The sequence below is a fragment of the Pseudobacteroides cellulosolvens ATCC 35603 = DSM 2933 genome (assembly GCF_001262605.1).
Taxonomy (GTDB): Bacteria; Bacillota; Clostridia; order Acetivibrionales; family DSM-2933; genus Pseudobacteroides; species Pseudobacteroides cellulosolvens.
In genome coordinates, this window is record NZ_LGTC01000001.1 from 5,579,193 (window position 1) to 5,591,569 (window position 12,377).

13 protein-coding genes are annotated in these 12,377 nt (G+C 32.8%); all 13 read right to left on the reverse strand.

Translation table 11 applies throughout. The features are described 5' to 3' along the window. Positions 1 to 10: 10 nt before the first annotated feature. Complete coding sequence (locus tag Bccel_RS23170; protein ID WP_036935428.1) at positions 11 to 475, reverse strand: VOC family protein; 465 nt, start codon at positions 473 to 475, stop codon at positions 11 to 13. Next, complete coding sequence (locus Bccel_RS23175) at positions 465 to 947, reverse strand: DUF4365 domain-containing protein (protein ID WP_338053614.1); 483 nt, start codon at positions 945 to 947, stop codon at positions 465 to 467. Before Bccel_RS23175 ends, Bccel_RS23170 begins: the two co-directional genes overlap by 11 nt. A gap of 33 nt (positions 948 to 980) precedes the next feature. Beyond that, positions 981 to 2,012 carry a hypothetical protein gene (locus Bccel_RS23180; protein WP_036935426.1) on the reverse strand — a complete coding sequence of 344 codons (1,032 nt, stop codon included), beginning with the start codon at positions 2,010 to 2,012 and terminating at the stop codon, positions 981 to 983. 145 nt (positions 2,013 to 2,157) lie between these two features. Continuing rightward, the gene (locus Bccel_RS23185) at positions 2,158 to 2,553 is read right to left on the reverse strand and encodes a hypothetical protein (RefSeq protein ID WP_036935424.1); all 396 of its coding nucleotides are present in this window, start codon (positions 2,551 to 2,553) and stop codon (positions 2,158 to 2,160) included. After that, complete coding sequence (locus Bccel_RS23190) at positions 2,550 to 2,930, reverse strand: hypothetical protein (protein ID WP_036935422.1); 381 nt, start codon at positions 2,928 to 2,930, stop codon at positions 2,550 to 2,552. The genes Bccel_RS23185 and Bccel_RS23190 overlap by 4 nt, the downstream gene beginning before the upstream one ends. Next, positions 2,920 to 3,204 (reverse strand): hypothetical protein, encoded by a 285-nt coding sequence (locus Bccel_RS23195; RefSeq protein ID WP_036935420.1) that lies wholly within the window; start codon positions 3,202 to 3,204, stop codon positions 2,920 to 2,922. The genes Bccel_RS23190 and Bccel_RS23195 overlap by 11 nt, the downstream gene beginning before the upstream one ends. Positions 3,205 to 3,207: 3 nt before the next feature. After that, complete coding sequence (locus Bccel_RS23200; protein WP_036935418.1) at positions 3,208 to 3,933, reverse strand: hypothetical protein; 726 nt, start codon at positions 3,931 to 3,933, stop codon at positions 3,208 to 3,210. Between the two features lie 239 nt (positions 3,934 to 4,172). Further along, complete coding sequence (gene mobP3 / locus Bccel_RS23210) at positions 4,173 to 5,408, reverse strand: MobP3 family relaxase (protein WP_036935414.1); 1,236 nt, start codon at positions 5,406 to 5,408, stop codon at positions 4,173 to 4,175. Continuing rightward, positions 5,389 to 5,886, reverse strand: a complete 498-nt coding sequence (locus Bccel_RS23215; protein ID WP_036935411.1) for a hypothetical protein — start codon at positions 5,884 to 5,886, stop codon at positions 5,389 to 5,391. The genes mobP3 and Bccel_RS23215 overlap by 20 nt, the downstream gene beginning before the upstream one ends. A gap of 288 nt (positions 5,887 to 6,174) precedes the next feature. Next, entirely contained in the window at positions 6,175 to 6,573 is a 399-nt protein-coding gene (locus tag Bccel_RS23220) for a hypothetical protein (protein WP_036935408.1), read from the reverse strand. After that, the gene (locus Bccel_RS23225; RefSeq protein ID WP_036935403.1) at positions 6,542 to 7,297 is read right to left on the reverse strand and encodes a hypothetical protein; all 756 of its coding nucleotides are present in this window, start codon (positions 7,295 to 7,297) and stop codon (positions 6,542 to 6,544) included. Before Bccel_RS23225 ends, Bccel_RS23220 begins: the two co-directional genes overlap by 32 nt. A 133-nt stretch (positions 7,298 to 7,430) precedes the next feature. Next, positions 7,431 to 10,685 carry a DEAD/DEAH box helicase gene (locus Bccel_RS23230; RefSeq protein WP_036935401.1) on the reverse strand — a complete coding sequence of 1,085 codons (3,255 nt, stop codon included), beginning with the start codon at positions 10,683 to 10,685 and terminating at the stop codon, positions 7,431 to 7,433. A 629-nt stretch (positions 10,686 to 11,314) separates the two neighbouring features. Next, entirely contained in the window at positions 11,315 to 12,367 is a 1,053-nt protein-coding gene (locus Bccel_RS23235; protein ID WP_036935398.1) for a DUF3991 domain-containing protein, read from the reverse strand. Positions 12,368 to 12,377 lie beyond the last annotated feature (10 nt).

Sequence of the window (12,377 nt, forward strand, 5' to 3'; positions counted from 1 at the left end):
CCTTAATTATTCATACCATGCAGTCTTTTACAAATTCAACTGGATGCTGTGTCTGCTTAGCAGTTTGTTCAATCGTCAGTCCTTGAGTAATAAACCTTTTCACAACATTCACCATACTTTCGCCAACTTCAATTATATGCATATCGGGATCATAAAAGCGAATTACTCTTTGTCCCCATGAATATTGTACCACATCATGCACATATTGAACTTTAAAGGATTTTAGCCGCTCTATAAATTTATCAAACTGCTCTTCTTCAAAATAAAGTTCAAAATTATCAGGTTTTGATAAAATCTCATTTTCAGTTTTACGAATTAAGTCAACCCATGACTCCTTTGACTGAAGCGAGAAATCTCCTGTAAAAGTAATATTTGCACCAAAGTCCAGAATTACTTTTTGGTTTAAAACATCTTCATAGAACTTCCTTGAAGTATTTATATCATCCACAACTATTAAAGGTAATTTAAATCTCATTTTCAGATCCCCCACTATTCAAAAGTGATACTATCACTTTTTCTATTTTATAAGGTACCAGAAGTGGCATATTTTTCTTTGATAAGTTCAATCCATATTCAGGCTTACTTTTCAAGCCTTCATAATCCTTATCACAGAAGAGTTCGTTTGGATTCCTCCATGCTGTAGCTGAAATCAAGAAAACCTCTGGCATTTTTCCATCCTCAAAAATTAGCAATATAAGATAAGTATGAAAATTGTTTATATTCCATTTTTCTTTCTGTATAAAAACATAGTTCGTTTGACGAATTGATTTCACTTGCAATTCCAGAAAGTTTCCTTTTTTATTTTTTGCAATAAAATCTATGCCATGATCATCAACCTCTGATGTATACACCTCAAAACCATAAGAAGCAAACTCCATTTTTGCGTAGTATTCTGCGTACTTTCCAAGCTGTAAGTGGTTCAAATTTGACCAATTTGTGCATGGCATTTTCTCAGCTCCTTTATGTCAATTTAATTATCATCAAATATCCCATTCCTTGCCCTTTAATAGTCCCGCAATTTCAGAAGCCTTCATTTCTTTATTGAAGCCATCAACATCATCTAAATTGATATATCTTGTTCCCATTAATGCTCCTTTTGATGGCTTTAAATAATCAGTTTCAAAATACTTATGTACAAAGAAAAACCTACGTCCTTCATCAACTGAGTAACCATACTTTTCTTTAGCTTCAATAGTAACCAGTTTGATTATTTCTTTCTGAGCATCGGTCAAAGTTCCCTGAATCACTCCTAGTACCTCTAATTTATTTTTTTCAATGTTGAACCTTACATCTGCAATACATGAAGTTTCTCCGATAGCTCTAACCGCTTTATTTTTATATAACCCAATATATTTGGTATTCTGATACCCACGTTCACTTGGATTGTAATATATGTTATATTTGAGATTTTGCTCTAATGTCTGTCCTGTTAGAACCACTCTAACCTTCAAATCAGCGTTATCAATTAATTCTGATTCATTACAAAACGCCTCATAATCATCAATCAAAGTTTTCATTTCAAGGTCATACTCCTGAAGAATATCATTAAAACATCTACAGATATCCTTAAAAGTAGTATAAGCAAATCCGATTTCACTCTTGTTTGAATCATTATATATATTCAAAGCCTCAATGATTTGTTGATAATACCCTTTTGATATAGGTTCCTTATTAATCCACAGGAAAATCTGTTTATCCTCATTTCTAAAGGCTTTCCAATGTCCCTTTATTTGGTCAATGTGTTCTTGTCCATAAAGTTTAGTTTCAATTACCACCTTAAAGCTTTCTTGTTCAATCAGACCGTCAGGTATTCTACCACTTGAAATTTTTTCCTGTTGTTTAAACCTTACAGTTGTATCAAGTTCAATACCACTATCCTCAAGAATAGCGTTAATTAATCTTCTGAATTTATCAGGACTGTTATTATATAGTCGACTAAACAATAGTAGGGTATTGTTTGTTACCATGTTTTCTTTTTGTGAATAGCGTGGAAAATAATGAATGTTGGACATTTAATTTCTCCTTTCTTAACCTTGCACAAAAACTTCAATCTTTTTAGTTTTTCATCCCTTTTTAATCAACAATCATTTTATAACAACAAATATTAACCCCATAAACCTATTTTATCACAATATCCATTTTCGTCCACAAGAACTCTTATTGCATTGCATTTTTATCCAAAACAAAACTGTCAAAAACTTTATTTTTCTCCTCATCCTTAAGCCATCTTGCCGACCCATGCTGATACTGGCCTACCGAAACTGGTGTCTTTATGTCCGGAGTAATCTCTACTAAATTAGACTGATATGGCCTTAAATTAGTGAAAAAAAACATTACGGCCATCACAATCACAAGCCCTTGAAAACATAGAAACAGCATCAGGTGTTGCTTACTATTTGCCATACCCCTTAAGCACTCTATTACAGAAAACAACTGTAGAACTGTGCTTTGTCCTGATAGTACCGAATGCACAGAAGTTGTAAAAAAAATATTAGCAAGTCCACCAATGGTAAAAATCAGTGAGCAGATTATTAGTTTCGCCTTGGTCTTCATCTCTCAAAGTCCTCACTTTTATCAATCTCAAGTTCAAAGTCAATCTCATTAAATGTTTCAAATCCTGTATCAATATCTGCATCATCTAATTGCTTTAATGCATCCTGCCTAGCAATAAATTCTGGGTCAGTAACAATTCCCTGTTCTATCAGTTCATCAGCAACAATTGAGGAGGAAAAGTCATCTACAAAGCATAGATTTTCACCATCTTTTTCTGCCATATCAATAACATTTTGGGGTAACACTTCTTCTGCCATTTTCTTTGGCATCATTATTCCTTTGTGATTGGTACCAACAATTTCATAGATACCAATAGCAATTTCTGCACAGGTAATTATGTTACCCCAAATATTAGCATTTGGTCTGCTATCTTGCATTTATTTCACCCCCATCTGCAAATTCCATATTTGCTATAAGGCTAAGGTATTCTACACCCAGTCTTTCAATCATTTTATTCTGGTTTTTCAAAACAATATCTACAGTCTGCTCTGGACAATATTTCATCATATCTTGAATGTAACTACCCACTTCTAATCCAACAGGCTTCTTATAGTATTGTTCCTCAGTCATATTCTCCAGTTGCTTATTAAGATTGCTTTTATAAGCCAAAAACCTCGCTATAGCAATAACTTGATTACTTTTATTACTCATAAGTCAGCCTCCAATCTCTGCATCTATGTCTTGCATGAACTCTTCCTCAAAATCAAAGTCATAATCCCTTCCTTGAAGTTCCGGAACAATTTCTTCAATCTTTTCAATCATCCGACCAACTGAAAGCATATCATCATTAGAAATGTTATTATCCAGCAAAGTAAGTTTTACAAGGTTTGAATGTAAAACCATAAGCTCAGTTTCTGAAAATAAAGCCTTCTCATCCACTAAACCTGACCTTATGGCAAAGTCCTGGGTAGCTGATTCTTTATTATAGAAAAACTGTCTTTGAAGAGGCTGGTCATTTCGCTGCACTGCATTGCTCGCCATGCATCCACGCTGGTCGGTTTCTGGTGCTATGCGAAAAGTTGAAAATACATATCCAAATAAATGGTGCTGCTTACATGCCAGTATGACATTATTATACTGAGTCAGTTTAACCGCTCCATTTTTAAGTCTTTCCTCATTATCAGTATAAGGACACTCTGTGCATATACCAACTTCTACAGCTGTTTTTCTGGCTGTCTCATCAATAAGGTTCAATACTTTCTCTTTTACAGATACAAACGGATTTCTTTCAATGGTATCTGCCTTTGTATAAAACGCTATGAGTTGGTTTTTATAGTAAATATCTGCAAGATAATCTGAAGAAGTCGACCTTTTAACATCAAAGCCTCTTCTTGCAAGTTGTTCAAAAAAACTTTTATAAAAGTCCATTTTAGTACGCATTGAATTACCTCCTGTTTAAAACGGTATTATTTAGGTTCATGGCCTTCATTTTGTTTTTCTTTCTCTCTAATTCTTTTTGCATAAAGCACTTATCGCCTGTTTGTGGAAACATACAGCTTGGCTTTGTTAATTCCAAAATAAAAGGACACCCACGGCAAGGATGTCCCTCAGGATACTGATATATTGTTGTATATGACATTTTTCTCTTTTCCTTTCTAAAATATAAAAAGCATGGCAACTTATTTCTCCATACCTTTGTCTCTATTTCTTAAATATAATTCTTTCTTTGCTCGTTTTGAGAGCTCTGTACTTTCAGATTTTTGTCTATCATTATAATCCAGATTTAAATCATCAATATTCTGCTCTATCATTATTAAAATCTCACAAATCATTTGCTGTGTCTTGTAAGATTTATACTCCTTGGAATATTCCAGTTTTGAAAGTTCAAATTCCTTATTTGCCAGTGTTTTAATTACAGCAATTAAACGGTTTGCAATCAGCTTGTCCATCTCTTTTATCGCTTTATCTTTATGCCTTTCCACACTTTCCGGGTCTGCATCATATAACATTGCCATTTTTGACTTTGTATCTGCATACTCATCAATCAGCTGTTTTATGTGTGGAATTCCTTGCTTTAAATCTTCTACAAGTCTATCCACCTGTTCTTTTGCTTCTTCTGGTAGCAGTTGATAATAAAACCTCCCCTTTTTCGGCAAAATATCTTTGAGTTGAAATAGCCGAATTGATATGGGTGATAAATCAATCCCTTTCAAAATACTGTCAATTGGGATATCTTTCAACTCTTCATCATCAATCCTTCCAGCCACTTCCTTTAATTTTTTATATTCTTTTGGATAAATAGTCTTCATATAATTATCAAAATCTTTTACCAAATCATCAGTAACTTCCTTCAGCTCTAATTTATGCTTCTCCTTAGCCCTGCAATAATCAGCTATTTTTTCAGCAAAGGTCTCTTTTATCAATTGAATCCTTATACTGTCAGCGACTTTTGGACTAACAAAATTTTTCATTGTCTTTTGATTTTTATCCCAGAATACAATATGAATATGAGGGTGGCTAGGTTCATTATGGTGAGCACATACCCAAGAAAGATTTCTCCGGCTTATTCCATTCTTACTTGCTAAAATGTGAATATGTTTTTCAATGTAATTTTCCCATGCACTATGATCTTTTAATCCAAGTTCTGCGGCCGTTTCAGGAGTGAATGATATTACACTTCTAAAAATGTTTGTTTTCTTATAAGACAGTTCTCGTACCTCTTTCGCTACTTCCTGCCAGGTTTTAAATTCAGTTAAATTTCCCGGCTGAAGTTTACCAAATAGTCCGTGGCTCATTCCTTCATTTTTTGATGCACCGGGTCTTGTTGCAATATACCTTATATGAGCATAATTACATTTTGGAGTTTTACTGAAATTAGGAGGTTTGAACCTCTGCTTATACATCAAAATCGACATAGGAAGCATCTCCCCCTTTTATCTCTGCAACTGCTTTTTTAACTTCTTCATCATCCATAAATTTTGCAATAGCATCTCCGCTTTTCATATTTGCATAGGATAATGCCCTTTTTCTTGCAGCCTTTTCTATCTTCTCAAATGATGAATACCTGTCCTTATCAATCAAATCCGAAATAATGGTGATATTGGCATAATAGGCTGCTGCCGAGATGATTGTAAGTCTGTTTATCATACCTGCTAGCCGGTTTGCCAATGATTTTATCGAAGCTTCAATTTCTTGATGAATGATGTCAGTAATCATATCTATATTTTCTTCATATCCATTTACTGCTAAGCCTTTTTCAATAAACTCTCTGATTATTTCAGAAGCATAAACATTCTTTTTTATTGCCAGTTTATCAATCTGCTCCAAAGTCTCAATCGGAAAAACCACTGACCTTTTTTGAGTCTTGGGGATGTTATCGACTTTCTCTTTCACAAAATTCCTCCTCGATATACCTATTTAATAAATAATCACATTCTTTTCGGTCAAAACAAAAGAAGCCAATTCAAGGCTTCTTGTTATTAGCTTTTAGGCGAAGTTCAGTGTTCTACACAGTATATGGATAACCAGAAATTGCTATTAAACTTCTTTTACCTTGTTATATGGATAATGAAGTTCAGGACTCGGCAGAATTAGCTTGCTATAAAAACATAATGAGAAGTTCCGCTTGCAGGGCAAAGTCAACCAATATAAATGTGACACTTCCAATATACACATAATTAATTATAAGAGTAGTTTTATTGCAGCTTCCTTAGTTTTAACTATTGGAATATCAAAGCTCAAATTGCTTAAACCATGTGGATTTATCAAAACAATCTTGTATCCCCACTTTTCGAACATATACAAGCTTTCGTTCTTGGTGAATTTATCCATTTCCAATAAATTGCTTGATATTATCTCTGTCTCTACAATAACTTTTTTGCATTCTGGTTCAAAGCACATGATAGAAACTATCATTTCAAGAATGGTTTGATCATCTTTTAAAATTTCCTCATTTCCACTAATTAAAATGATTTGTTCTTCTACAATTTTAATGATCTTTGACTTATATCTTTCAAGTTTACTTTTTATACAATTAAGATATTTTTCTTCACCTATAATTTCTTGATATTCCTCCGACATAGATAAAGCGCCGAGAAAAATTCTCTTTATATAAAACCAACGCAAGTCTTGGCGATAAAATGAACCTTGCAAATTCATCATTTGGAACAAAATGCTGGGGAGTAAGCAAAAACGTGGAATCTATTTCATTTGGAATATAGCAAATATAAGGGATAAATTCTTTATATGTCTTTTTTATTGCCTCATTTGGCTGTCCCAATATGTTTTGTGAACAATATCGAACCTGATCAATATTATTGTTAAATAGACTTTGTTTATTAATTAAAAAATCTTGTGGTATTCTACCACTTCTGAAAAAATGGGCACTCGACGACTCATATCGCTTTTTTCCTTGTTCTATATATTGTGTTAATAATTTTTTATCAGCCAAAACAGAACGATGAAATTGTATAGTGATCAACTCAATTATGTCTTGTTTGAGTTCATCACTACGATTAGTAATCAAAAACTCAATAGTAGTATTATTAATCGCATCCATTATAGTCTTATACCATTTTCCAATTAATGTTTCATAGCGTTTTACGATATCATCAAATTCTGGATTGTAAAAATTGGGTTCAGTGTGAAAAGATTTAGGATAATGATTAGTTATCGTAATTTTGTCTGAATCGCTTAATTTAAGGCAATATATTCTTTGTGTTTTATCGTCAACAAAACGTCGCAAAGTGGATTTCGGAATAATAATATGGTCATTTTGTTGAATTATATTCTTCTTTTTATACATTATCAATTCTCCTAACTAGATTCTTATTCGCATGTTTTTATAAACACATTACCCATCATTGCTCTTTTAAAAAGTCTCCATTATCGTTAATGCTATCTGCCAGTTATTAGCCTAATTGGCAGTCTATTTTTTACTACTTAGAATTTTCATTTCCTATAACTTTCATGTTTATTGCGGCAAATTCTTTTATATAATTATCTGCTACCCCAAGTAGCGTAAGTTGATCATCAGTTGCAATATCAGGACATAGTCCAGGTTGAACTATATATATTTCATATTCGACAGGATATTTTCTTTTTGTGATTTGAGAGAAGTAAACAAGCTTTTGAATATCACCTTTTTCTAACCTTGAACATGAATTCCCATTTTCAAATTTGGTTTCTCTTCTCATTAAATGCTCAAAAAATTCATTTCCATCTTTATGTTTCCAATGAATTGACTTTTGAGCTTGTCCACAGACCTCATAAAGATTATCAATCCTTTTACTTACTACTCCCTTTTTAGCATATTTTAGATGATAAAGTTCTATCTTAATTTTCTTTTCTAACTCTTTGATTGTGATAACATCTGCAATTTCTCCTGAATTATCATCATCATAAATGATATCATAGTCACCTTTCATCAATTCTTGAATGACATAGTACTGTATCGAGTCTACAATTTTAGGTAATACGCCTTGGGACTCTTTTCTTATATCTACCCCATCCCAATTCCAGCATTGTATCAGTTGTTTAGGATATGGTAAAATCATTTGTTTTAACTCAACATATTCATTTCCATTTAAAGCTGCACCGTCAGCAAACCAAATTGTCGGTTCATACTTTGTAAAAAAGTCTATAATATTAGATTCCCTAGAACCATACATAACTTTCATATTTTTATATGGGGATTGAATAATCCTAAACTCATAGTTCGGAACTCCTCCTTCCTCATATAATAACATTTCAAATTCAACCTCAATCTTAGGTTGAGAAATTAAAGAAAACTGTATATTACCCATAGGGCAATCAATATTCATGTTTAAATCAAAGTTATAGAAATCATAACCTACTTCATCAAATACGAATTTAATTTTGGTCTCTTGTTCCATATATAATTGCTCATTCCAGTCTATCCAAACCGCTTGCTTTTTTGGTATATTTGAAATAAGTTTTGGAATTAAGGTCTCCCTTAATAGCAAATTAGGATCAATAATAGGATTGATTATTTTACTTGATATTTTTTTACACCAACTTGTGAATTGTTTCAAATCACCATTAAGTCTTGTCCAAATCCTTCCTTTGTATGAACACCCAAGAGAAATTTTGTTTCCATTTTCATATCCAATTCCATAAACAAAAGCCTTTTGTGCTCTTTGCTTTTCTGCTAAGCTTAAGGCTTCTTCAACATCAGTTCCAACGCTCATTCTGAATCTAATGTTCTTACCTAAAAACTCCTTAAGCCCAACGTTTTGCAGCTTAACGCGGTTAATATTATGAAATGCCTTAAAAACATCTAACTTATCAACTATTTCGGCTCTGTCACCGATTATTGCACGAGCTAAATCAGAATAAAGAGAACTTTTATCACTTCCATGAATAAAAAGCAGATTATTATCCGTGTCTAAGTATGCAACTATAAGATTCCACTCTATATTTTGAATATCTTTAAAATTTCCCCACTCTATATTTCTTTTAATTGCTGTCACGATTATAAGTACATTTTCTTTTGAGTTAACATCATATATTAATTTATCATCATTCGATAAATGTATACCCTTTTTAAAATTATGTGGATTCCACCTTTTATCTTTATTTCTATAAATTACAGTGCTCAATGCTGGTCTTATATTTTGTAATGATATTTTCCTGCCCTCAAAACTATTAAACCCACTGAGGAAATCTTCAAATTCAATTTCTTGTTCTATTTGACTTGTGCTTAACTGAGGTAAGAGTAAATTCCAATCAGCATCTTGGGCATATAATTCTTCTAATTCTTCTTTTGCATCAATATCTGCTAAATTTGCAACAAAAGTAGCTTCTCCTAATTTTTCATCGTGTTTTGTTCTAGTAAATCGACCTGCAAGTTGAAGAGTTATAGGTAAGCTTTTTTTAATATCATGAAAGGCTGCTACTTTAAGCTCTGGTAAATCGAATCCTTCCCCTAACATATCAACACAAACAATGATTTTGGCCTCTTTATTTAAGATTTTATCTATTATATTTTTTCTTTCTGTAGTATTAATTCCACTGTAAATTTTTACAGGATTAAGTTCACAATATTTCTGATAATAAGCAAAGATCTCATCAGCTCTTTGCTTATCTTTACATCTCGCCATAAGAATATGATTATAGTCTCGCTCAATATCTCTTTTTAAAATTGCTACAGCTTCGTCAGCTATTCTTTCATCCGCTTTATCCGAGGAATATTCCCATATGGGATTAAAATTAATCTTTTTAAAATAGCCTTCTTCCTGGGCTTTCTTCAAAGGATAATTAAAAATTATTTTTCCGTCTAATCTCTGACCATCATTTCTGAATGGAGTAGCAGTAAACTGAACCACTTTACGTGGCACAAAGAATTGTAAAAACCCATTCCAAGAATTTGCCTTTACATGATGAGCCTCGTCAATGAAATAATGAGAACATTTTTTTGATATTTCTTTTTGAATTTCAGGATCACTTCCGGTTACAATACTCATTGTCGTAATAATTACATTACATTGTTCTATAAATTCTAATAATTCACTTTTATCAGAAAATCTTTCATAAATAACACCAACAATTGGATATTGAACCTCATTTGATATCACTCCAAATTCTTCAAGTACACCTAAACTTAAGAATTTCTTTGATAATTGCTCTCTTAATGAATCTGTAGGCACCGTAACCAATAACTTTTCACACTTATTAGCTACTAATAATGACATCATTGTCTCAGTTTTCCCGGTTCCAGTAGGCATAACTACTGTACCTATGTCATCTGTAATCTTCCAATGAGCCAATACAGAATATATTGCTCCTATCTGTGGTATTCTTAATCCAGGCTGACAACTTAAAGAGTTTTCTTCTTTGAAATAAAAACAATTATCCCATGTTTCTAAAACTTTATCTGGATTAAATTCATTATTGAGTTTTGGATGCTTAATCCATTTTATTTTCAGTTCACCATTTAATAGTCTTTCAATCGTTGGTACTTTATCACTTTGAAGAACATACCTATTGTTATCGTTTATGTTCCAGCCTTTCTTATATACAAATATTTGATTATTTCTGTCATCAATTAAAACCAAAATATTACCTAGGTAAGAATGAGATTGAATACAAATTTCTCTGCAAATTAACTGTTTAATACTATTGCTTCCAAATCTTTTTTCTACTATAAATGGTGGTAATTTAGTCAGATTCATATTTGACTATCCTCCCTTTCACATAAAAACCAAAAAAGATTTTTTGTTCACCAATCCATAAAAGCATTTTACTAGTACCTATATTTCAAGATATTGTTACTTCTTGCTTTTATAAATCTTGTTGCCTTCAGAGAATTATCCCATTCTCAACTTTCCATTTAGACATTTTATTTTCTTTTAATATTTTATCATATTCGACTACAATTTCCCATCTATTTAAACAAAAAAACATTGAGTGTTAGCATACCCACACATATATAAATTAAAAAGGATATGTAATATACCCTAAACGGACATCTTGAATGAGTGCGGTATAACATATTGAATTTGAAAGTTGAAAGTCTTTACTTTGTGCTAATCCATCATGTTTACATTGTTCATAGTTTCGATCTGTTCGTCTGTAAATTGGGCTTCTCAAAAGTCACTAAATCATTATCTCATAGCATCACCCCTGTAGGTGATATAAAAATATTGAATAACCCGTTGCCGACACTGTCGGAAAGCTGTATCTCCGTGGGGTGAGAACCCCACTATTCCTGCCTTACCTTAAAAGATAGAGGTCCACATGACCTCTATCTTTCTGGTTCGGGTCTTCCTTAAGGAAGGTTTTTTACTAATGAGAAAAAAGTTCATGGTTCCAGTCCCTCCAGTGAATTTTCATCTACGGCATCTTTTTCAAATTCCGCTCTTAGTTCATTTTCTCTGATATTATCTAAGTCTGCTGGTGATTTGCCTTCTCTTATTCCAAGTAAATCCTGATTGAAATCCTTCAGGTGTGGTCTATGAATTGCAACATCATAGCCCATTTCACTATATTTATCACACCATTTTCTCGCTGCTAACTGACCCCAATTTTTATAATAACCATCTTTATCCTTCGCAAGATAATCATTATCCAGTGCAAATATAATTTTATTTATTTCAGGGTGCCAACTTAAATATCTTTCAAGGGCTCCATCCCAAGTACAACCAAGAGAAATCCTATGGTTATCCTTCCAATCTTTTTCATACATCCCAGCAAGTGTAGCATGACTCATAGCATCAATAGGGCTTTCACATACAAACATAAGATTCCCTTTTCCCTCTATAACAAAAGGGTAACTTTTATCAGAATTAACTGCATCCATTTTAAATGGTTTGCTACCATATGTACCTCGCATAGAACAGTATTTTGCATTTCCCGTCTCATCATATCCAACAAAAACACAGTTTCCATACTTTGCTTCCTGATAAATTTTCTTCTCATTCATTAATGATGATACAATTTGAGGATCAATGCCCCTTATAGAAATCAAATACCAATAAACCCTTTTGAAGTTTTCTGCTTTATCCGGAAGAAGTACTGCCCCCTTATCTTCTTTAACATAAGCTACGCTCTCACGAGTATAGCTCTCATAACGTTCTCCTAGCAGCATTGCTACAGCCTCCTGATAAGATGCATTCCCATATTTCATCACAAAATCAATTGGACCACCTTTTTCGTCGGCAGTCCAATGATAAAAACGATTACTATCTTTAAATATATATAGTCCTCCTGATTTTTTAGCATGCATTGCTTTACGCCCGCCTTTTTCAAGCTGGAATCCATATTGTCGAGCCAAGTCCAGTAGATTTACACTGTTAGCACGTTGGATTTCTTCATCAGTAAAATGGCGATATAATTTTCTTGTTTTTGTGGTCATTATGTGCACC